This window comes from Bdellovibrio bacteriovorus HD100 (genome assembly GCF_000196175.1).
In the GTDB taxonomy this organism is placed as follows: domain Bacteria; phylum Bdellovibrionota; class Bdellovibrionia; order Bdellovibrionales; family Bdellovibrionaceae; genus Bdellovibrio; species Bdellovibrio bacteriovorus.
On the sequence record NC_005363.1, the window covers coordinates 946,712 to 968,310 of the forward strand.

At 51.7% G+C, this 21,599-nt stretch carries 18 protein-coding genes; 10 read left to right on the forward strand and 8 right to left on the reverse strand.

All coding sequences use genetic code 11. The features are described from left to right. Positions 1–87: 87 nt before the first annotated feature. Positions 88–3,240 carry an efflux RND transporter permease subunit gene (locus tag BD_RS04610; RefSeq protein WP_011163537.1) on the forward strand — a complete coding sequence of 1,051 codons (3,153 nt, stop codon included), beginning with the start codon at positions 88–90 and terminating at the stop codon, positions 3,238–3,240. Positions 3,241–3,277: 37 nt separating this feature from the next. Here BD_RS04610 and soxR read toward each other — a convergent pair whose 3' ends face one another. Continuing rightward, on the reverse strand, positions 3,278–3,751 hold the full coding sequence (soxR, locus tag BD_RS04615; RefSeq protein ID WP_011163538.1) for a redox-sensitive transcriptional activator SoxR: 474 nt from the start codon (positions 3,749–3,751) through the stop codon (positions 3,278–3,280). 94 nt (positions 3,752–3,845) lie between these two features. Between soxR and BD_RS04620 the strand changes: the two genes are divergently transcribed. Next, on the forward strand, positions 3,846–4,211 hold the full coding sequence (locus BD_RS04620; protein ID WP_011163539.1) for a hypothetical protein: 366 nt from the start codon (positions 3,846–3,848) through the stop codon (positions 4,209–4,211). On the opposite strand, the gene ygiD is transcribed toward BD_RS04620, so the two are convergent. After that, positions 4,208–4,969 carry a 4,5-DOPA-extradiol-dioxygenase gene (gene ygiD / locus BD_RS04625; protein ID WP_157865787.1) on the reverse strand — a complete coding sequence of 254 codons (762 nt, stop codon included), beginning with the start codon at positions 4,967–4,969 and terminating at the stop codon, positions 4,208–4,210. The two genes, BD_RS04620 and ygiD, sit on opposite strands and share 4 nt — an antisense overlap. Before the next feature lie 10 nt (positions 4,970–4,979). After that, the gene (locus BD_RS04630) at positions 4,980–5,579 is read right to left on the reverse strand and encodes a YceI family protein (RefSeq protein WP_011163541.1); all 600 of its coding nucleotides are present in this window, start codon (positions 5,577–5,579) and stop codon (positions 4,980–4,982) included. Between the two features lie 95 nt (positions 5,580–5,674). On the opposite strand from BD_RS04630, the gene BD_RS04635 reads away from it, so the two are divergent. Continuing rightward, positions 5,675–6,574 carry a LysR family transcriptional regulator gene (locus tag BD_RS04635; RefSeq protein WP_048349707.1) on the forward strand — a complete coding sequence of 300 codons (900 nt, stop codon included), beginning with the start codon at positions 5,675–5,677 and terminating at the stop codon, positions 6,572–6,574. Here the strand turns inward: BD_RS04635 and BD_RS04640 are convergent. Both BD_RS04640 and thiL read right to left on the reverse strand, forming a co-directional pair. Beyond that, positions 6,571–7,113: a PilZ domain-containing protein gene (locus tag BD_RS04640; protein WP_011163543.1), complete on the reverse strand. Its 543-nt coding sequence runs from the start codon at positions 7,111–7,113 to the stop codon at positions 6,571–6,573. The genes BD_RS04635 and BD_RS04640 overlap by 4 nt on opposite strands. 64 nt (positions 7,114–7,177) lie before the next feature. Next, positions 7,178–8,134 (reverse strand): thiamine-phosphate kinase, encoded by a 957-nt coding sequence (gene thiL, locus BD_RS04645; protein ID WP_011163544.1) that lies wholly within the window; start codon positions 8,132–8,134, stop codon positions 7,178–7,180. Between the two features lie 79 nt (positions 8,135–8,213). Between thiL and ppk1 the strand changes: the two genes are divergently transcribed. Further along, complete coding sequence (gene ppk1, locus BD_RS04650; protein WP_011163545.1) at positions 8,214–10,394, forward strand: polyphosphate kinase 1; 2,181 nt, start codon at positions 8,214–8,216, stop codon at positions 10,392–10,394. 7 nt (positions 10,395–10,401) lie between these two features. Continuing rightward, positions 10,402–10,908: a SixA phosphatase family protein gene (locus tag BD_RS04655; protein WP_011163546.1), complete on the forward strand. Its 507-nt coding sequence runs from the start codon at positions 10,402–10,404 to the stop codon at positions 10,906–10,908. Here the strand turns inward: BD_RS04655 and BD_RS04660 are convergent. The 3 genes from BD_RS04660 to BD_RS04670 form a co-directional block, all read right to left on the reverse strand. Further along, entirely contained in the window at positions 10,905–14,915 is a 4,011-nt protein-coding gene (locus BD_RS04660) for an alkaline phosphatase family protein (RefSeq protein ID WP_011163547.1), read from the reverse strand. The two genes, BD_RS04655 and BD_RS04660, sit on opposite strands and share 4 nt — an antisense overlap. A 200-nt stretch (positions 14,916–15,115) precedes the next feature. Beyond that, positions 15,116–15,658, reverse strand: coding sequence for a transposase (locus BD_RS04665; RefSeq protein ID WP_050792900.1), 543 nt, complete (start codon positions 15,656–15,658; stop codon positions 15,116–15,118). A gap of 113 nt (positions 15,659–15,771) precedes the next feature. Then, on the reverse strand, positions 15,772–16,683 hold the full coding sequence (locus tag BD_RS04670) for a Ppx/GppA phosphatase family protein (RefSeq protein ID WP_038452129.1): 912 nt from the start codon (positions 16,681–16,683) through the stop codon (positions 15,772–15,774). Between the two features lie 52 nt (positions 16,684–16,735). Between BD_RS04670 and BD_RS04675 the strand changes: the two genes are divergently transcribed. From BD_RS04675 to BD_RS04695, 5 genes are all read left to right on the forward strand, one after another. Next, the gene (locus tag BD_RS04675; RefSeq protein ID WP_157865789.1) at positions 16,736–17,791 is read left to right on the forward strand and encodes a hypothetical protein; all 1,056 of its coding nucleotides are present in this window, start codon (positions 16,736–16,738) and stop codon (positions 17,789–17,791) included. A 102-nt stretch (positions 17,792–17,893) separates the two neighbouring features. After that, the gene (phoU, locus tag BD_RS04680; RefSeq protein WP_038450995.1) at positions 17,894–18,559 is read left to right on the forward strand and encodes a phosphate signaling complex protein PhoU; all 666 of its coding nucleotides are present in this window, start codon (positions 17,894–17,896) and stop codon (positions 18,557–18,559) included. After that, the gene (locus tag BD_RS04685; protein WP_226987927.1) at positions 18,552–19,256 is read left to right on the forward strand and encodes a response regulator transcription factor; all 705 of its coding nucleotides are present in this window, start codon (positions 18,552–18,554) and stop codon (positions 19,254–19,256) included. Before phoU ends, BD_RS04685 begins: the two co-directional genes overlap by 8 nt. After that, positions 19,253–20,686, forward strand: coding sequence for a sensor histidine kinase (locus BD_RS04690; protein WP_011163553.1), 1,434 nt, complete (start codon positions 19,253–19,255; stop codon positions 20,684–20,686). The genes BD_RS04685 and BD_RS04690 overlap by 4 nt, the downstream gene beginning before the upstream one ends. A gap of 10 nt (positions 20,687–20,696) precedes the next feature. Further along, the gene (locus tag BD_RS04695; protein WP_011163554.1) at positions 20,697–21,587 is read left to right on the forward strand and encodes an RsmB/NOP family class I SAM-dependent RNA methyltransferase; all 891 of its coding nucleotides are present in this window, start codon (positions 20,697–20,699) and stop codon (positions 21,585–21,587) included. Positions 21,588–21,599 lie beyond the last annotated feature (12 nt).

The window sequence follows — 21,599 nt, forward strand, 5'->3', positions numbered from 1 at the left end:
GGCCTTATGAGCCGCTGTGTTGATAGGAATCCTAATGACTAATGGGGGTGGATTGCCTAGAGTGTTTCGGTCTTTAGAGGGGTATTTATGAGACTGTCGGATATTTCTATTAAGAATCCTGTATTTGCGTGGATGCTGATGTTCGGTCTGATGATTTTCGGACTGATTTCGTTTTCTCGCATGGGCGTCAGCCAGATGCCGGATGTTGACTTCCCAACCGTGACGGTGAGCGTTAGCCTGGATGGGGCAGCTCCCGAAGTTATGGAAACTCAGGTGGTGGATCCGATTGAATCCTCACTGATGACGGTGGAGGGGATCGAATCCATCAAATCCAGCAGTAAAACCGGCAGCGCCAGCATCACGGTGGAATTTGACCTGGATCGTAATATCGATCTGGCGGTTCAGGACGTGCAGGCGAAAATCTCGGGCATTCAAAGAATGCTTCCGGACGACGTGGATCCTCCGTCCATTTCCAAAACCAATCCCGATGATCAGCCCATTCTGTGGTTGGCCCTGACTTACGATAAAGAAGACCCGGAATTCCTGATGCGCTATGCGCGTGACTATCTGAAGGACCGCTTCACGACGGTGGAAGGTGTCGGTGACATCTTCCTGGGTGGTTACACCGATCCGGTGATGCGAGTGCATGTGCGCCCGAAAGATCTGCTTCGTTATAATATCTCTGTGAATGACGTGGTTGATGCCATCCGCAATGAGCATTCCGAGCTTCCGGGTGGTTATATCCAGACCGACAAAAAAACCTTCAACGTGCGCACGATGGGTGAGGCAAAAACGGAAGAGGAATTCCGCAACATCGTGATCAGCCGCCGTGCGGGTGTGACTGTGGCCGATCCGACCAACATGGTAAAAATCCGCCAGGTGGCCGATGCCAGCATGGGGCTGGACAAAATTGAACGTATGTCCCGCTTTAACGGGAAGACGGCGCTCGGTCTTGGGATCCGCAAACAGCGTGGCACCAATGCCGTGTCCGTGGCGCGTGCGGTGAAAGAACAAATCACTGTTATTCAAAAAACTCTGCCTCCGGGCATGAATCTTCAGGTGAACTTTGACAGCACCAAGTTCATCGAGCAGTCCGTGGGCGAGTTGAACAAGCACTTGGTTCTGGCGGTGATTTTCACGTCCCTGGTGTGCTGGATGTTCCTGGGAAGCTGGTCGGCGACCTTCAACGTGCTGTTGTCGATTCCGACGTCGTTGCTTGGGGCCTTCATCGGTCTTTATTTCCTGGGTTACACGCTCAACACGTTCACGCTGTTGGGCCTGACCCTGGCAATCGGTATCGTCGTGGATGATGCCATCATGGTTCTGGAAAATATCTTCCGGTACAATGAAAACGGGCGGGGGCGTATCGAGTCCGCGATCCTTGGAGCGCGCGAGATTTCGTTTGCGGCGATGGCAGCCACCGCGGCCGTGATTGCGATCTTCCTGCCGGTGGCCTTCATGAAGGGTATCATCGGGAAGTTCTTCATGCAGTTCGGGGTGACAATCTCTATCGCCGTGTTCCTGTCGCTGGTGGAGTCTTTGACGATCACACCGATGCGTTGTGCGGGCTTCGTTCACCATGGTGAACGAAAAACCAAACTGGGCAAGGGCTTTGAGGCCCTGATGGAAAACACGCGCATTGGTTACGACCGCTGGCTGCGTGTCAGTTTGCAGCACCCATGGAAGGTGTTGATCGGTTCTTTGGTGTTTGTGGCGGTGTCCTTTATTTCCATCAAGTTCCTGAACAAAGAAATGAGCCCGGCCCAGGATCAGAGCATCTTTATGGCCCGTTTGATCATGCCGGTGGGAACATCCTTGGCGTACACGGATCAGCAAACCAAAAAAGCTGAGCAGTGGCTGTTGTCCCGTCCTGAAATCAAGCAGGTGTATGCGGCGTTGGGCGGCTTTGGCGGCGGGGTTTCTGATTCCAATGTCACGATGATGTTTATCACCATGAAAGAAAAGAACGAACGCGGCAAGGACCCTGAGACCGGGAAAGTTCTGTCCCAGCAGGAGTTCATGCAAGTGGCTCGTAAGAATCTTTCCAAGATCGAAGACATGCGTCCGGTCCTGATGGATCTGTCGCAGCAGGGTTTCTCGGGTGGTCGTGGGTATCCGATCGAATTTACGATCCTGGGTTCAGACTGGGATAAGCTGGCGAAGTACACCGAAGACATGATGAAGGCCATGACTGACAGCGGTCTGATGGTCGATGTGGATTCTAACTATCTGCTGGGTATGCCAGAGATTCAAGTTCAGCCGGATCGCCTGGCGGCGGCTCAGCACGGGGTCAGCATTTCTTCCATCGGCTCCACAGTCAGTGCGCTGATCGGTGGTGTGAAAGCCGGAGAGTACCCACAAGGCGGACACCGTTACGATATCAAACTGAAGCTTCTGGATCAGGGTGATCCAATGGGCGAGATCAAAACTCTGTTTGTCGGCAACAGTCGAGGCAACCTGATCCCGTTGCCGAAAGTGACCAAAGAAGTGCAAACCTCCAGCTTGCAGTCGATTTCGCGATCCAACCGTCAGCGTGCGATCACAGTCACGGCGAATATGAAGCCGGGGGTGTCCCAGCAGGCGGCCATGGCTTATATTGAAGACGCGGCGAAAAAGATGCTGGAGCCAGGTTACATGATCGATCAGGGCGGAAGCTCCAAGACCTTTAAGGAGTCCTTCCAAAGCTTGATCTTTGCTTTGGTGATGGGTCTGGTGATCGCCTACATGGTTCTGGCCAGCCAGTTCAATTCCTTTATCGATCCAGTGACGATCCTGATGGCACTGCCATTCAGCTTCAGCGGGGCGTTCTTTGCACTTTTGATCACGGGGCAGTCTTTGAACATGTTCTCGATGATTGGTTTGTTGTTGTTGATGGGTATCGTGAAAAAGAATTCCATCTTGCTGATTGAATTCACCAACACCGTCCGTGACCGTGGGACCAGTGCGGCGCTGGATGCGCTGATTGAAGCGTGTCCGACACGTCTTCGACCGATCCTGATGACATCCGTCGCGACGGTGGCTGCGGCGATTCCGTCGGCGACGGCGCGTGGCGCGGGGTCCGAAACCATGCGCCCGATGGCGATTTGTCTTATCGGGGGTGTTGTGGTGTCCACCGCGCTGACCTTGTTCGTAGTTCCGGCGGTGTATCTGCTGATGGATAAGTTCAAGAAGCGTGACGAGGTTCGCGCGAAAACCAAACAAGCTTTCGCCGCTGTTGGCGAGGAAGGCCTGGAGGCCTAAAAGAAAAAAGCCCGGTGGCATGGCCGCTGGGCTTTTTTTATATCCGGCATTGTTCTCTTAAGCGTTGTGCGCCGGTCCCTTTTTTGCCGTAGCGATCCTCCGGGTTTCTTAACGGACATTCCTTAAGGGACATGCACCCACACCCGATGCAGCTGGCTAGTTGCGATTGTAAGAGCTGCAGCAATTTGATGCGCTCTTCTAGATCGTCATTCCATTTCTTGGTCAGTCGTTTCCATTCCGTCGCCGTCGGGGTATGATCCTGCGGCAGCGATGACAGGTGATCTTTGATTTGCTCCAGACTCATACCCAGATGCTGGGAGATCTTAATTATTGAAATCAGACGTAAAACCGAGCGGTCATAGCGGCGCTGATTGCCGTTGTTGCGATGACTTTTAATCAGTCCTTTGGATTCATAGAAATGCAACGTCGGAACCGAGATGCCGCTGCGGGCGGCGACTTCGCCAACCGACAGTGTGGTGGTGAGGGCAGGGGTTGTGGTTTTTGCAGCCATATTTGTTTTGACCTCAAGTTAACTTGAGGTTGTAGCATCAGCTAAAAATCACGCAAGCAATTTAATCGCTTGGCTTGTGCCTAAAGGAGAATTCGTGAATTATTTTACTTATAAGATGATCCATCTGATCAGTCTGACCCTGATGTTTGTAAGTTTTGGTTTCATGCTGGTGGCGGTGGCGATCGGGGGGCCGGCGCAGAAATTCAGAAAATTCAGCTATGCTCTGCACGGAGTTTCCTGGCTGGCGCTTTTTGCCAGCGCCTATGGGCTGGTGGAGACTCTGGCGATGGGGGCGAATTTTCCCAACTGGGGCCGGGCTAAAACCGCGATCTGGGTGATGTTGGGGATCTGGGCGTTTATCGTGCGTAAGAAGCCACAATGGACTTTCACCAACATGGCCGTGCTTTCAGTGTTGGGAAGTGCCGCGATCTGGCTGGCGGTTGCGAAGCCTATGTTCTAACGGCTCCACATCACCGCACGCATCGACAGGGAGCCCATTTCAAACCCTTCGTAAGGATAAGAAATGCGGTCTTCCTCGGTGCTGGCGCCAAACGCATACAGCAAGGGCAGATAGTGCTCTGGCGTGGGAACGCTCAGTGCGGCACTTTCACCCAGGGCTTCATAGGCTGTGAGGGTTTTGGTGTCGCGTGCTTCCAGGGCGGCTTTGATTTGGCCGTCGAACTCTTCGGCCCACGGGAAGCTGCCGTCTTTGTTTTTCCATTGAATCAAACTTAAGTTGTGAACGATGTTGCCGCTGGCAACGATCAGAACACCTTTGTCACGCAACGGGCGCAGCAGTTTTCCCAGCTCCAGATGCTGTTGGTTTGTTTTGGTCACGTCCAGGCTGACTTGATAAGTGGGAATATCTGCGTGCGGGTACATGTGCGCCAGAACGGACCACGTGCCGTGATCCAAACCCCATTTGTCATAGAGCTCAGACTTTGGCAGCAGTCGTTGGGTTTCGTGGGCGATGCTCAGTGGGCCTCGCGCCGGGTACTGCATATCAAACAGGGCTTTGGGGAATCCGTAAAAATCGTGAATCGTGGGAGGGTCGGGATGATAAAGAACTTTCGTTCCTTCTGTCTCCCAGTGCGCAGAGACAGAAAGAACGGCCTGTGGTTTTGGCAGGGACTTACCCAGTTTATTCAAGGTCTCTGTGAAGGCGTTCTTGTCCAGAGCATTCATCGGAGAACCGTGACCAATAAAAAGCACAGGCATCACTGACATATTAACCTTTCTTAGGAGCCGGTTTGCCAGCCTGGATTTTGAGGATCAAAGTCACCTCATCACCCACAACCGGACCTGCTTCCACAACACTGCTCCAGTTCAGACCGAAATCCTTGCGGTTGATCTTGCCAGTCGCAGTGAATGCCACTTTGTTGTTGCCGTAGGCGTCGTTCACATCACCCAGGTATTTGGCATCCAAAGTCACTTCTTTAGTTTTACCCTTCAAGGTCAAATCGCCAACAATTTTCAGATTGTCCGGTGTGCCAGTGATCCTTTTTGTGACAAAGGTCATTTTAGGATTTTTGGCCACATCAAAGAAGTCCGGGCTTTTCAAGTGATCGTCACGGTCTTTGTTTTCGGTGCTGATGCTGGCCACTTCGATGTTCAATTTGGCTTTGGACTTTTCAAGTTTTGCGTCCACGTCCAAAGTTCCATCAAATTGAGCAAAACGACCTTCCACCGTGGAAATGACCAGGTGAGGAATTTCAAAACCAATTTTTGAGTGGGCCGGGTCGATGTTGTAGGAACCCGCCGGGATGGATTTTGCAAATGCGGACATACCAGCCAAGGTAACCAGGGAACCAAGAATAAGTGCTTTCATGTGAATTTCTCCTTTTATGTTGTTTCAACGGAATTAGTATCGTGCGTTTTTGATTATTGCGAAAGGTGACATATTCGGAATATACTGTTGCGTATATGGAACAATTAGATCTCAATCAGATACGCACATTCGTCAAACTTGTTCAAAGCGGCAGCTTCACCAAGGCGGCCGAGGTTTTGAAACAACCGAAGTCCCGCGTCAGCCGCAGGCTGTCAGCCCTGGAAAAGGATCTGGGCGTGCAGTTGATATATCGCACCACGCGCCAGTTCCAGCTGACCGAAATGGGGCGCATTTATTATGAACGCGCTCGCGGTCTGATTGAAGGACTTGAAACCCTGACCGGAGAGGTCAGTGAATCGACCGCTGAAATCTCGGGTGTGATTCGTGTCACGGCGTCGGATGATATGGGTGTGAAACACCTTCCTCTGATTGTGGATGAATTCACGCGCCAGTATCCGCGAGTGCGATTTGATCTGTATCTGACTCAAGCTTATGTGGATCTGGTGAAGGAATCAGTCGATGTGGGGATCCGCATCGGGAACCTGAAAGACAGCTCTTTGCGGGCGCGTAAGATCGGCACCGTGCGAAACTTGCTGGTGGCGTCCCCGGGCTTTTTGGAGCGCTACCGTGTGGGGGAAGATCTGACAAAGCTTGCGGCGGCACCATTCTTGGGACTGACCCAGCAGCCAAAGCTTGAGGTTGTTAGGTCTTCTGACGGAAAACGTCTGACGTTGAAAACCAATCCGATCGTCACCGCGAACAATCCGGAAATGCTTCTGAATCTGGCTCGTCTGGGAAAAGGGTATGCTTTTGTGCCCGAGTTTTTGTGCAAGGATGAATTGCGTGACGGCCGCATGGTTCAGATTCATAAAAATCTGCGCGGAGATGAAGTCTCTGTCAGTCTGGTTTCACCCGACACGAAAGAAACGTCCCAGAAGGTTAAGCGCTTCATGGACTTTGCCTACAAACGTTTGAAGGAAGTTTATTTCGCCTAAGAGAAAAGGCTTAAAAGCATCTTATAAAGACCGGAATACTCAAAGCGCAAAAGTGCCCAGACCGTCGCGCACCACAACGTCGCCAAAAGGCCCATCAACACCAGTTGTGGCAAGTTGGCAAAGCTGACCGAGCTGCGCGGGCGGTTCAGCATATCATCGATCTGACCGCGTTCCTGGCTTTCTTTGAATTTGCGCGCCAGACCCTGGGCAAGTACGATTCTTTGCTGCATTTCAAGTTTATAGAAGTGAATGCCCACCAGCATGCGTGAGTCCGAGATGTTCTCAAGTCGTGTGACAATTCCATAGCACGCCATCTGGCGTGAACCCGGTGGGGTGAACTGGATTTTCACGACTTCGCCCAGAAGTGGGCACAAATCATCCGGCGCAGTGAAAGCTAAACCCGTCAAAGAGACGTTTTTGATCTCAGTGCCTTCTTCCCAAGGGACTTGCTTGGGGCCCGCCACGCGAACCAGGCTCTCGTCCTCAGTGTTGAGAATGTAGCGTGGTGATCGGCCGTGATAGCGAGCAAGACTTGTCATGCTGTACTTTTCGGCCCGTTGCCGGTCTTTCTGAAGCCAAAGGGCTGTCTCGATTTGAGAAATTTCAGCCTGGGAAGTGCTTCCAGCCTTTGAACTCTTTAATCTCCTCATGGTGATCCGGGTGACTCACAAAGACGCGAGGATCTTCTGTGAATTGTCCAATCATCTTCCATTCCGGGAAATATTCATAGTCCTCGGGGTGGACCGCCATGAGAAGTTCGTAATCCTCGCCACCCCAAAGAACAAAGTCCTGTGGATTCAAGTGCAGATCCACGGCAAGGCTTTCACTGTCTGGGTGCAAGGGGAGATTCTCAGCAAAAAGATGAAAACCGCCATTCGGTGGTCGCAACTGCAAGGCATCATTCACCAGGCCATCACTGCAGTCCATCAGGGCATGAATGCGGGTGTGCTGTTTTTGCAGACTGGCCACAAGATCCAGGCGGGGCTTCGGACGCAGATGCCGTTCTTTGGCGTCATCAAAGCCGGAAAGTTTTTTCTGCAAAGCGGTCATGCCAGTGAAAGACAACCCCAAAGGTCCACTACACAATAGCAGGTCGCCGGGCTTTGCGCCTTTGCGGGTCAGCGGGTTTTCGCAAGACCCGTGCACACTGACATCCACCACCAGGCGGTCCGGAGACGCCGCCAGATCACCACCGACCACTTGCATGTGATGGTCATCAGCCAAACTGGTCATGCCTTTGTAGAAGTCGTCAAGCCAAGATTCATTTAGTTTTTTAGGCAGGGCCAGGGACACTTGCGCAAAATGGGGAAGGGCCCCCATGGCGGCGATGTCACTCAGATTCACCGCCAACGACTTGTAACCCAGATCAAAGGCGCTGAAATAGTCGAGTTCAAAGTGAACTCCCTCGACCATCATGTCCTGGCAAATCACCGAGTAGCCAGGATAATTCCTGAAAACAAAGGCGTCGTCACCCAGCGGTACTTTGGTGTGATCATTTTGACGCTGGACCCGATAACGGATGCGCTCAATGAGCGACCATTCTTTTGGAGTATTTTGCATGTCGTTGTTCCTGGTAAGACATTGCTAAAGAAGTCGCTTTATTGTGAAATAAGAGAGTTAGGAGTCAAGGAGGATTCTTTTGAACACGCCCAAAGCGGCTTCGCCGAAACGCACATCGAAAAAGAAATCTACACGCAAGCCGAAGGTTGTCGAACATCCTCTGTCATCTGAAAGTCTTTTCTCCAGCCGGGAGATCGGCTGGCTGAATTTCAACAGACGGGTGTTGGCTGAAGCCGAGGACGCTCGCAATCCTTTGTTGGAGCGTGTGAAATTCTTAAGCATCTCCGGATCCAATCTGGATGAGTTCTTTATGAAACGTGTGGGCGGTTTGAAACGTCACATGGCCTATGGTGTTTCCGCCAAATCGTCTGACGGAAAAACACCGATGCATCAGTTGCAGGAAATCCGTCAGTTTGTGATTCCGATGATTCAGGATCAGGCTCATGCCTACAACAAGGTGCTTAAGCCTGCTCTGGAAAAAGAAGGCATCCATCTGCTTTCTTGGAAGGACCTTTCTGACAAAGAAAAAGAAAGTGTCAAAAAGTACTATAACCGCAATGTCTTCCCGGTACTGACGCCGCTGTCGGTGGATCCAGGACATCCATTCCCGTTCATCTCGAATCTGTCGATTTCTTTAGGAGTGACCCTGAAACATCCCGGAAGTGAAGAAAAGCTCTTTGCCCGGGTGAAAATCCCCAAAGTTTTGCCGCAGTGGATTCGTACTGATGCTGAAAGCAAGGATTATCGCTTCATCAGTCTTTTGGATGTGATCAAGGAAAATCTGGCGGATCTGTTCCCGGCCATGCAGGTGCTGGGAGTGATGCCGTTCCGACTGACTCGTAATGCCGATTCGGACCAGGATCAGGAAGATGCGGAAGACTTGCTGGAAGCCATTGAGGAAGAACTGCGCCAGCGCCGTTTTGCCGAAGTGGTGCGCCTGGAGCACGGGCCGCACCCGGATCCGTGGATGCTGAAGTTCCTGATGGAGGAACTGGAGCTGATTGAAGAGGACATTTATGAGACCTCCAGTCTTTTGGATTTCACAGACTTGGGTGTGATCTCGGATGTAAATCTGCCGAAATTGAAATTTGATCCTTACACTCCGGTGGTGGCGCCCGCATTTGCCGAAGACGGGCACGGGATGTTTAACGCCATTAAGATGGCGGACCAGCTGGTGCATCATCCCTATGAAAGCTTCGCGGCTTCGGTGGAAAAGTTCATTCGTGTGGCCAGTGAAGATCCCAAGGTGCTGGCGATCAAGATGACTTTGTACCGCACCGGTGATAACAGCCCCTTTATTCGCTCACTGATTCGTGCGGCCGAACAGGGCAAGCAGGTCGTGTGTCTGGTGGAACTGAAGGCGCGCTTCGATGAAGAGCGCAATATCTATTGGGCCACTGAACTTGAAAATGCCGGCGTGCATGTGGTTTATGGCGTTGTTGGTTTGAAGACTCACGCCAAGACCGCGCTGGTGGTTCGTCAGGAGCAAGAGGGCTTGCGCTGTTACTGCCATATCGGGACGGGAAATTACAACGTGGCGACTTCGCGATTCTATACGGATCTGGGGCTTTTGACGGCGCGTGAAGAAATCACCAATGATGTGGTGGAGTTTTTCCATTATCTGACGGGAAGATCTTTAAAGAGCAACTATCAGAATCTGCTGATTGCGCCCGTGAATATGTTCTCGCGCTTTAAGTCCATGATCGAACGCGAGGCCGAACACGCCAAAGCGGGTCGTCCGGCGCAGATCATTGCCAAATTCAATAACTTCGAAGAAAACGACATTGCTGTGGCCCTGTACGCGGCTTCGCAAAAAGGGGTTGATATCGAGATGATCGTGCGGGGCTTCTGCTGTCTTCGTCCCGGGGTCCCGGGCATGAGTGAGCGCATCCGCGTGACCTCGATCATCGGTCGTTTCCTGGAGCATTCACGCATTTTCTATTTCCGCAACGGGGAAAAGGACCCGGTGGACGGAGAGTTCTATCTGGGATCTGCCGATTGGATGTATCGCAATCTGCATGCCCGGGTGGAGGCCATTGTGCCGATTCTGGATCGCAGTTTGAAAGAAAAGTGCTGGGAGATCCTGAGTTTGTGTGTGAAAGAGCAACGCCAGTCCTGGGAAATGAAGTCCGATGGGACTTATGTACGTCAGAACTCGCAGGATGTCGGTTTGCATCAAACCCTGATGCAAATTGCGAAAGCCCGGGTTACATTTGTGGATGAAAATACCAGTTCATCCACCAGTTCAAATTCGGAGTAGGGCCTAAGTGGAATTGATCATTATCCGTCACGCAGTGGCTGAAGACAAAGAAGAGTTCGCCAAAAAGGGCCAGGAGGACTACCTGCGTCCGCTGACCCTGAAGGGTCGCAAGCGCATGCAGAAGGTCTGCGTAAACCTGCGTGATTATGTGAAGGAAATCGACCTGATTGTTTCAAGTCCATTGACCCGTGCGCGCCAGACGGCCGAGATCATCTCGCAGATTTACTATGAAACCAAAGTGGTCGAGGCACCTGAGTTGGTGCCGCACAGTCCTCCGCAGGCGTTCTTGAAATGGCTGCGTGTGCAGGGGCGCAATTACAAACGCATCGCCGTTGTCGGCCATGAGCCGCACTTGAGCGTTTTTGCCAGTTATATGCTGTCTTTGAAGGCCGAGAGTTTTATTGATCTTAAGAAAAGCGGCATTATCGGTCTTGAGCTGGAGTCTTTTTCGTCAGCCGAAGCGGGCCGAGCACAGCTTTTGTACTCGATCCCGCCCAAATTCCTGGCTGATTAAGGTGTGAATTTCAGGGACTTGAAGAACGCCTCGGAAGAGTCTTCGGCGTCGTTGGAGTCGTGCTGGATCGTGATGGCCACGATTTCAAAGTCATTCACATTTCTGTCCGAGAAGGCTTTTTTCAGGTCCGCCATCAGGTTGCGCTTATAGTTCTGAGCTTTACCCAACATGTCCTGGTTGTTCAACAAAAGTTGTTTCGCTTCTGGCAGCGTCGCCACCACGATGTTTTTGTTGGAATACCAGTTTTCATACACGGAACCAGCCTGACGAACTTCACCGTTCACTTCGTCACCCCAGTAGTAACCAAACAAGATCACCTTGTCGTTCTTAGGATCCACCAAAGTGCGGTCACCGTTGGCTTTACCGTCACGGATTGTGAACCAAACCTGGAAGGCAGAGTCATCTTTGCCGGTTTTACCTTTCACCGGGTCAGCGCCTTTAACGCCTTTGGTAACGGCCAGCTTCAGATCCATCGTCGAGAATTCCGCCGGAGAGAATCTGTACGCCATCGTTGTCAGACGGATGGAGTTATTTTTACTTCTCATGGCAGCCCAGTCTTTTTCACCGTTAAATTCAGCAGTGATGTAACCGGAATCCTTGTTGTCATCCATGCCACCCGGAGTGCGGGACTCATAGTTGAACTGGTGATCCATGCGGAAGTGGACCATGTTCTGGTGGTGGTACTCGATGTTGATGCCTTCAGGCATGTTGGACTTGGTTGCAGGTGATACCTTCACCCCAGCCATGACATCTGGAAGCTTCGCCACGTCCAGAACTGCATACGGATCGTAACGCAGCTGGGATTGTGGCAGTTTCGTTTTCACTTCATAGCTGTCCGCCGGATCCACGATCGCTGGCAGTGCCTGGCGGTTCAGCTCGTAAGAGTTTCCGTATGGCAGGAAGTCCACCAGGTTTTCGTGACCCAGGTGCATGACCTTCGCCACGCCCGGCTTGCTCAAAGAGAAGTAAGCGCGGTTCTTGATCGGAGTCGCATTTGCCGCAGACAGGATCACTCGGGAGTTCCATTCAAGGTTGGCCTTGTCATCAGTGATGTTGGCTTCAGCCAGCGCCGTCACCAGACCTTTCATGAAGGCTTTTTGGTTGAAGCGGGAAGACAAAATACCAGCCAGGTGATCGGCTTTGATGGTGCCCATGTCCACAGCCTTCAGGCGCGCCGGGAACTTGGAAGAAGACACCGTCACAACACCGTCGTTGTTTTCTTCGAACTGACCGATGATTTTAGTGGCTTTCATGAAGATGTGAGAATCTTCAGGATCACTTTCAAAGGTCACAGAGAAGTAACGAGTCAGACCGATCAAAGATCTTTCGTTCTTTCTCCAGAAGGAATCCATCGCCGTCGGGGAAATGGACTTGGAAGCCGTTTTTTCAGTCTGGCAGATCTCCGGACCTTGGTTTTCAGACAGGGCGGAAACCAGGGCAAACGGAACGTCCGTCGTGTTCAGGATGCTGGAACCATGCAATGGAGCCGCGACAGACACGAAGCCTTTTACGTATGTGGATACGAAGCTAGGATTTTTAACAAAAGCATGAAGTGTATCCACCGCACCTTTAGAATAGCCCAGGAACACATAGCGAGGAGCCTTGTGGCCACGCTGCAAGCGCATTTTATAGTCGTCACGGATGTAGTTCATGATGATGTCGGCGTTCAGGTCGCTGGAGCATGTGCTTTCCACTGGCGGCTGGATCACACGCAGACCCAGATCGTCCTGCAGGGCATTCAGACCCAAAGAGAAGATCTCTTTGTCGAAGATGCTGTTATAGATGCCTGGAACATACACCAAGGTCACGTCTTCCAGCTTGGAGTTGTAGATCTTCGTCAGTGGTGTTGGATAGATGCGGTCCTCAAGGTCTGCTTCCTTGATGGTCTCTTTCAGCAGTTGTTCTGCGGCACTGGTTTTAGTCGCTTTTTTCACGTCAGTCAGTTTGGCGAAGGAGGCGCTCAGGGATTCTTTGGTGGAAACCCAGTTTTTCGCAAAGACCATGTCACGTGTTTCCGGCAGGAATGGTTTTTCCTGAACCACGATGGATTTTTCCAGCAGGTAGGGAAGCTGGTACATTTTCATGACGGCGCGTTTGGCTGGCAGCACGAATTTCGCGATGTCACCCATGATACCACCGGAAGTCAGGTCGGTGGTTTTCAGATCCAGGTTTGCGGTTTTGGTATCCTGAAGGATGCCGACTTTGGCTTTTACTTTTTCGATGCGCGGATCGTTCATCAGGTTCTCAACTGAACCTGCAGTCAGGACCGCATCCGTCACCGCACCGATGTCTTCTGGGCTGATCATGGTGTTGACGTCGAACTTGGAGATGTCAAAGTTCATCGGGCTCATAGAGCTGGAACCTGGTTGTTTGAATGGATCAAACTTGAAGGCATCCATGAAGCTCTTGATTTCAGACACCAGGAAGTAAGGACGCGTGTCAGACACGAATCTGGTCAGGTGTTGGAAGATGCGCTTTTGGGAAAGGTCTTTGGCTTGAGTCTCAACACCACGACGGGAGTTGATGTTGACCTCCTGCAGGGCTTCGCGGCCGGATTTTTCGTGGCGCTGAGCTGTGGCACCGAACAGGTCTTTGGCGTTGATATTGAAGAATGGAAGGATGTCTTTGGAACGCATCTGGCCCGGGATGATTCTTTTTGTGGAAGCCACCAGGCCGAAGCTGGAGGCCGCCGTCAATGAACCGTGGGTGCGGTACATTTTAGTGAAACCACCCAATGCCGACTTGATGTAGTGCCCATCTTTCAGGGTCAGAATGAAGTCAGGGAAATCAAAATTGCGCTCAGAAGCTGATTCGATCAGGCGGAAGATAGAATCCGGATATTTAGTGAGGGCTGTGATTTTTAAAAGCTGATCGGCTTTCATAGCCTTTGGGGCCGACTTGGTGGAATGATACTCCTTAGGAATATCCAAAGGATTCCCTTGTTCCGGATAGTAATAATACAACCCATTCTTCTTGTCATATTGGACCTTCGCCCCACCGGTGGAGGTTTCGACGGTCATGAGGGTGTCTGAAGCGTTGTTGCGGTTGATGTAAACGGCCATGTCAAACCAGTTCGCCTTTTTGAATTCCTCAATAAGGCGAGGCATTTGTTTGCGGTCTTTCAGATATACCGGACCCCAGGTGCCCAGGGCCATCAAAGGCACGGCGACGTCTTTGGAGTCTTTCAGTTGTTGGACGTTGTTCAGGCCAGCGCGAGTGATAACTTCACCGATATCAACGCCCAAAAGTTCCATTTCAGCGGAGCCTTCCTGGAAACGGCCGATGTTGCCGTGGTCGGATACCAGAACCACTTCAAAGTCTTCACCTTTGTCTTTGAAGTTTTTGATCAGTCGTTTGATTTCCGCGTCCAGGATTCTCATGACCGGGAACAGGCGGTCTTTTTGTGTGTGGGCGGTGGAGTCGATGGCTCCGATATAGCCCGTCAGGACGGGTTTGGATTTGGCGGCAGAAAGTTCATCGACAACAGTTTTGATTTCAAGTTTCGGAACTTCCTCGGTCGGGAAATACATCAGAGCTTCTACGTAAGGGTTGAAGAAGGATTCAAATGCACCCATGTAGTATTTAGGGGAAGCCAAACGACGGTAATAGTCGCGTGGGTCGCCTTGGATTGATTGGGAGGACTCATCGAAGTAGGTGGCTTCAACGGATTTAATGCGTCCAGCAGCACCGAAGATTTCAGAAGTGTGGGTCAGCGTTGCCCAGGAAAGGTCGGTCATGGATGGGAACGGGGCCACGTGTGCGCCGAAGCTGGGGAATTCTTTAAAGAGGCCCTGTTTTTGGGCGGCTGCAAAGGCTGTGTAGCTAAGTCCGTCAACAGCCAGGAAGACTGTTTTGGATTTTTTCTGGGAAGCGGGTTTTGCCACAGTCTTGATGTCACTGGCTTTTAGGGGGATGTCGAAGGCATGGGCCGAGGACGCACCAAAGGCAAGAGTCGTGGCGATAAAGCTCATGGCCAGAACATTCATGTAAGACTTTGCGGACTTCATAGGAACCCCTTTTAAAAAAGTTGTCTCACTATGAATAAAGGCAAGAGCGGTGCCAAAGAAGCTTCGCCATCTGAATTATGACGGACTTAAAACCGAATACGCTAAAACCGCTGTCTCACTCCGGGACCAGTGACATTTCACTCACCACACTGTCAGTTTTCTACCTCCTCTTTCCCATGTTCTGGGACCCTCGCCCCAGTCTATCCCCAGGACCAAATCACCGAATCAAATCCGGCCCGCCGCCAAAGTGGATCTTTCTTCATAATGGATTCCACCACCATCAACCCTTGTTCGACGTTCCTTTCTATATACTTCCGCACAATTCCGAACCCTCGCCCCATAGAGGTGACACGAGTGAAGGGGCGAAGGTCCCACATGCCGGCGGATTTGAAGATCATTTTAGAGATGGTGCCTGTCAGTGCGCTGATAAAACTGACATAGGCTTTGCGATCAGGGACGTGGATCAATATATGGATGTGGTTTCCGACATTGGCAAAGCTGTAAAGTCTCACCTTGAAACGAAATACAAATCTTCGCGTGTATTTCAGAAGCATTTTCCTGTTCGCAGGATGCAAAAGGGACCTTCGCCCGAAGGCTTTGTTACTCTTTAATACCAGATGAATCGGTTCGAAATTCGAAAGTGGTCGCTGGCTTCGTCGTTTGCCTTTAGAAAGTTCTCCTCCATAAGAGGTTCCATTGAAGTCATGTTTAAGATCGCCGCCAAAAGAAAAGTGTTTTGCCATGTGCAACTCCTTGATGGAGAGCCATAGCTGCAAAGCGGGCGAGGGTCCCAAAAGCAATGGGGGTGGTGGTGGCGGAACGGATGGGGCGAGGGTCGGAAATCAGGGAATCAGGGTCAGAGCATGGACCAGATCAGGCCGTCGCGCAGGCCGACGTTGGGGATCAGGATCTTTTCGGTTTCTGCTTGGCGCATGATGGTTTGCACCAGCATGGCGGCGGGGACGATGACGTCGGCGCGGTCGGGGCGAAGGTGCAGTTTTTCGATGCGGTCTTTGACCTTGAGGGAGCGCAGGCGGTCGATGATTTCGGTGAGTTCTGCCAGGGTCAGGAAGGTTTGTGGAGACTTTTTTAAAAGCTCACCCTTCAGTTGGCCCAGGCATTCCAGATTGCCGCCAGTACCGATGGCGAAATCCACCGGGTCGTGATCGCAGTTCTTATAGATATGCTCACCCAGGGCACCGATGAATTCGCCCATGATAATATTCATATGATTTTCAGTCAGGTTTCTTTTGGCCAGGTTTTCCAGAATACGCACCGTCCCCATCGGGAACGACTTGGTCGCAATCATCTTCGGTCCCTGCGAAAACGTGACCTCGACACTGCCGCCGCCAATATCAATCAGCATCGACTTTTTGTTGTCCAGATCCAGCTCTTTACGAACAGCCAGATGAATCAGACGGCCCTCTTCAGTGCCATCAATAACCTCGATCTTGATGCCCGAGGTTTTGTAAATCAGGTCCACGAACTCCTTCTGATTTTTCGCTTCCCGGCTGGCAGAAGTGGCCACCGCCCGGCACTTGGTCACACCCAGTTCACGGTTGGTCAGGGCATAGCGCTGAAAGGTGGCCTTGGCAATTTCCAAAGATGCCGGCGTGATCACCCCTTGGGTGAAAACATCATGCCCCAGTCGGACAGCGGCCCGGTACTTCTTCACGATATGCAGATACGGAGCTTGCTCATGAATGTCGGCAATCATCATACGAATGGCGTTGGACCCGATATCGATGGCGGATATACGACGTGACACGTAAAGCTCCCTTTCCTTGGCAACAGTATATAAAGATGGCAGCATGAGAGACATGAAAAAAATCGTTCTTGGCTCTTTATTTTCACTTTTTGCGTCCACGCAGGCTTTGGCTCTTTCTGAGATCGAACTGACCGGCGAGTTGGACGCTACGGCCTCTGTCTGGAATCTGCCGACGGGTGAACGCGGGAACTCGGCTTTTGCAGTTCCGTCCCTTTTTTTAAACCTTCATATCCCCCTGCAAGAGGACAACCTTTTGGTTGTGACAATGGAAGGATCCGAACAAAAGGACATCAGTCCCAATCGCTTTGATGTCGGAGTTCGCGAGGCCTACTTGGATCTGGTCAGTTTCTTTGAAGGCATGAACGCGTTGCGCGCCGGCTTGATTCCACAAACCTGGCAAGAGGCTCAATACGAGAACTATCAATATCGTTTCCTAGGGCAGACCGCCTGGTCTATGACGGAAAAGTGGAAGTACCTGTCTTATTCCGATTTGGGCGTGTCCTTCATGTCCCAGCTCCCGCATGACTATGGCGAGTGGGCTTTGAACCTCACCAACGGGGAAGGGGCCGAGGAAAAAGAGGAAGGCCCGCACAAAGAGTTCACACTTTTTGCCCGGTTCTTTAAGTGGTCCCCTTGGTCTTTGAATTTGAGTTATGTCCGTGGAAGTTACGATCTTTATGGTGCCGACGTGGGCCTGAAGGAACGCATCCAGGGGCTTTTGGCCTACGAAAAAGAAGACGAGTGGATGGTGGCTTTGGAGTACCTCGCCACCAAGGACCCGGCCGACGCCCTTCGCGATTATGAGATGGCGGACGGGGTGGATGTGACGGCGCTCAGCGGCCAGTCCGTCCGGGGCGAGGGTGCCAGTCTTTACGCTGTGGTGCATACAGGGCCTAAGGCGGAGATTTTGGTGCGTTATGATTATCTGAACCCTGTCGTTGGTGAGGACGGCAAGGATTTGCAGACCGCGATTCTTGCTTTGGGCTATCAAGTGACGGATGATATTAAGGCGGCCTTGGCGGTTGATCACACCAAATACGGTGAGGAATTCGCCCCCGGGGCCCGCGAGCGATCCAAGCTGGAGCTGGCCGCTCAGGTCCTGTTCTAGAGTGTGTTAAGTTTCTGTTAGAATCACTAGAGATGCCGTGTTAAGCGGTGTCTTTATTTTTCAAATCATTATAAATCAAGCCAAGCGCTAAAGGTGGATACCATGGAAAGAGCGATAGATATTCAACTGGAAGACCTGAAAAAAATGATTCTTCTGATGGGTGGCCATGTTGAAAAATCTCTGGCTCAGGTGACCGCGGCTTTGTTGTCCCGTGACGTCGACATGTTCAGCGGTGTTCATGACATCGAAAAACTGATCAATGAAGACCACATCCGCGTGGACAACGCCTGCATGCACGTACTGGCAAAGCAGGGCCCGGTGGCCAAAGACCTGCGTTTGATCATTTCCGTTCTTAAGATCAACAACGATCTGGAGCGCATGGGTGATCAGACAGTGAATATTTCTTACTCCGGTAAGGATTATCTTGGGCGCAAACCCATCCAGCAGCAGTTGAGCGACATTCAGAAAATGTCTGAAATCGCCGGCCGCATGGTGAAGGGCTCTTTGGACAGCTTCGTCCGTGGTGACGTTGAGCAGGCCAAAAAGATCCTGTTGATGGATGACGAAATCGACGCTCTGAAAAACAAGGTTTTCCAGGACGCGATGGCGCACATGAAAGCCCACTCGGATGATGTGGAAGCGGGCATGGATTTGATTTTGATTGCAAGAAATCTGGAACGTCTTGGAGATCACGCGACGAATATCGCAGAAGACGTGATCTTTGCCTTTACCGGCAAGGACGTCCGACACGGAGGAAAGTTTGGCTGATAATTCAGTTCATGTGCTAGTGGTGGAAGATGAGCAGGAAATCCGGGAGCTGATGGCTCTGCACCTGCTTCGTCAAGGGTACCGAGTGACCGAATGTGCTTCCGCCGAAGAAGCCCTGAACGAAATGAATCGCCAGAACTATTCCTTGTTCGTCCTTGATTGGATGCTGCCGGGCTTGAGTGGCGTCGACATCGTAGATAAAATCAAAGCCAAAAACACCGGTGCCTCAGTACTGATGGTCACCGCTAAAACCGAACCTCAGGACATCGTTGCCGGCCTTGAAAAAGGGGCCGACGACTACATGACCAAACCTTTCAATCCTTCCGTTTTCATTGCTCGAATCAAAGCTCTTTTGCGCCGTTCCCAGGTGCAGGCGGCGGCTCCGGCCGCGGATGATGGCGAAGTGTCCTTGTTGGGTCTTAAAATCAATTTTAAGTCTTACGAGATCTCCTATAACGGCGAACCTCTGCATTTGACTCCGTCCGAGTTCAAGCTGTTGGGGGCCCTGGTGCAGAATCATGGCTGCGTTTTGACCCGCGAACAACTGATTGAAAACATTCAGGGCGAGGGTATTAATGTGGTTGGCCGCACTATCGACACCCACGTCTTCGGATTACGCAAGAAGTTAGGGGAGTGGGGAGACCGTATTGAGACTATCCGTGGCGTTGGATATCGGGTTAAAGTAGACATCGCATGAAGCGATTTATCCGATTCCCATGGCGAGTTTACTGGCGCTACTTCTCTTGGCAGGTAGTGGCCTTCAATGGTCTGTATCTGGCGGTCATTTCTGTTATCGATGTTCGCCACGGAGTTCGTCCATTTGTCTATAACGAAGCCCTGCTGAATTTTTTTGTTTTCAGTATTCTTGTTTCTGCCATCACATCCTATCGTTTTGCAAAACCCATTCACCGGGTGATCCTGAAAGCTTTGCGCATTTCCAGCAAACGCACCTTCGGCAGTCTGGTGAAAGAACAAGAAGACGATCTGGCAGACGATGAAACCGCTGACATTTCCGAGCTGGAACTGGCTTTGGACCGCATTCATCGCAAGATGAAAAGCCGCAAAGCGCGCTATCTGCAGTCCCAGGAAGAATCCCAGGCCTTTATGAGCGCCGTGGCCGAGGGCCTGGTATCGGTCAGTCTTGATGAAAAGATTCTTTATTTTAATTCTCAATTTGCCGCGCAATTCCTGTCGTCCGACCTTCTGAACGGGCAGATTCTGCGATTGAAAGACGCCATTCGTTCTTCCGATGTTTTGGAAGGCTTTGGCAAAACCATCAAGATCGGCAAGGTTCAGCGTTTCACCGTGAAACTTCCGACCTTGATCGACAATCAGCCCCGCTTCTTTGCCGTGTCGGTGAACCCGATCCGCAATGAAAAGACGCAAGAGATTTACGGTGTTGTGGGGATCTTCCATGACATCACCGAGATGAAACGGGCCGAGCAGATCCGCATGGATTTCGTTGGAAACGCGTCTCACGAGCTGCGCACTCCACTGACGTCCATCAAGGGCTATGTCGACACACTGAAAGAGGACGTAAAAACCGGCCAGATTCAGCAGGCCGGCAAGTTCCTGGATATTGTTTCTCGTAATATCGACCGTCTGATGGATCTGGTGAATGACATGCTTAGCATCAACACTCTGGAGGCATCAAATTCCGAGCTGAAGCTTGAAATGATTCATCCGCTGGCGATTTCTGAGCATGTGGTGTCAGAGCTGGCCGTGATGGCGGCGGAAAAAAACATCACCATCCGCGTGAACGGCGATGTGCCACCGTTTTTGGCAGATGCCCGCAAAGTGGAGCAGGTTCTGCGCAATCTGGTGTCCAATGCCGTGAAATACATTCCCTCTGGCAAGACCATCCAGATTCGTTGGGAACGCGATATCAAAGAATACATAATTTTGCGAGTGATCGACGACGGGCAGGGCATTCCTGAGCAACACTTGGATCGTCTGTTTGAGCGCTTCTATCGCATCGACAAGGGCCGCACCCGCGATGCCGGGGGCACCGGACTTGGTCTGGCCATTGTGAAGCATATTATGCAAAGTCACGGTGGTACGGTCGCGGTGAAGAGTATTGTCGACCAGGGATCTGAATTTATTTGCTCTTTCCCGATCCGAAAGTAAAATTTGGGGGATGAACACCGATCATCCCTTTTATCGTCATTTTGAAAAAGTCTATGGTTCCCGCTGGCCGGGCCTCTTCGCTGCCCTGCAAACCCGTGAACAACAAGTTGCCCGGGTGAACGCGTGGAGCCCATCCGATAAAAGCACTAAATCCTGGTCTCAGTTCCCTGAGAAGTCCGAGCTCCCTGGCTGTCATTGGTTGACGCCGGCTCATGGCTGTCAGCCCGAGCGCAATTCGGATGAACTGCTGGATATCTATATTATGGATCCGGCCAGCGTCATGGTGGCGCGGGCCTTGGACGTGCAGCCGGGTGATCGTCTTTTGGATATGTGCGCGGCCCCGGGTGGGAAAAGTCTGGTGATGATTGAATCTTTCGGGGGCGAGGGTGAGATTTTCTGCAATGACCTTTCGCCGGAGCGTCGCGAACGCTTGAAGAAAGTCATTCAGCAGTATGTGCCGCGCGAAGTGCGCAATCGGGTGTGGGTGACTGGCAAAGACGGGGTGCAGTTTGGTTTGAAAGAGCCCGGCAGCTTTGACCGGGTTCTGCTGGATGCCCCATGTTCAGGTGAGCGCCATATTCTGGAAAATCAGGCAGCCCAAGACGAGTGGAGCCCCCGTCGCACCGAACATCTGGCGGCACGGCAGTATTCATTGCTGGCGGCAGCCTTTCTGGCGGTGAAAGTCGGGGGGCGCATCGTTTATTCCACGTGCTCGATCAGCCCGGCAGAAAATGACGATGTCGTTCGCAAACTTTTGAAAAAGAAAAAATCAGCGGTGAAGTTGCTGGAAGCACCTGTGGGTGTGGGCGGAGAGAGAACCGAACTGGGTGTGGCTTACATGCCCGATCAGTGTGGTTTTGGTCCTTTGTATTTTGCTGTGATCGAGAAAGTCGAAGAATAAAAAAGCGAACTT

Excerpts from the sequence above, each read along its gene's own strand:
- BD_RS04635 (WP_048349707.1), top strand. The coding sequence starts at position 5,675 with ATGGAACAATTAGATCTCAATCAGATACGCACATTCGTCAAACTTGTT.
- phoU (WP_038450995.1), top strand. The coding sequence starts at position 17,894 with ATGGAAAGAGCGATAGATATTCAACTGGAAGACCTGAAAAAAATGATT.
- BD_RS04690 (WP_011163553.1), top strand. The coding sequence starts at position 19,253 with ATGAAGCGATTTATCCGATTCCCATGGCGAGTTTACTGGCGCTACTTC.
- BD_RS04675 (WP_157865789.1), top strand. The coding sequence starts at position 16,736 with ATGAAAAAAATCGTTCTTGGCTCTTTATTTTCACTTTTTGCGTCCACG.
- BD_RS04610 (WP_011163537.1), top strand. The coding sequence starts at position 88 with ATGAGACTGTCGGATATTTCTATTAAGAATCCTGTATTTGCGTGGATG.
- BD_RS04660 (WP_011163547.1), bottom strand. The coding sequence starts at position 14,915 with ATGAAGTCCGCAAAGTCTTACATGAATGTTCTGGCCATGAGCTTTATC.
- BD_RS04640 (WP_011163543.1), bottom strand. The coding sequence starts at position 7,113 with ATGACAAGTCTTGCTCGCTATCACGGCCGATCACCACGCTACATTCTC.
- BD_RS04630 (WP_011163541.1), bottom strand. The coding sequence starts at position 5,579 with ATGAAAGCACTTATTCTTGGTTCCCTGGTTACCTTGGCTGGTATGTCC.
- ygiD (WP_157865787.1), bottom strand. The coding sequence starts at position 4,969 with ATGCCTGTGCTTTTTATTGGTCACGGTTCTCCGATGAATGCTCTGGAC.
- BD_RS04665 (WP_050792900.1), bottom strand. The coding sequence starts at position 15,658 with ATGGCAAAACACTTTTCTTTTGGCGGCGATCTTAAACATGACTTCAAT.
- BD_RS04695 (WP_011163554.1), top strand. The coding sequence starts at position 20,697 with ATGAACACCGATCATCCCTTTTATCGTCATTTTGAAAAAGTCTATGGT.
- soxR (WP_011163538.1), bottom strand. The coding sequence starts at position 3,751 with ATGGCTGCAAAAACCACAACCCCTGCCCTCACCACCACACTGTCGGTT.
- thiL (WP_011163544.1), bottom strand. The coding sequence starts at position 8,134 with ATGCAAAATACTCCAAAAGAATGGTCGCTCATTGAGCGCATCCGTTAT.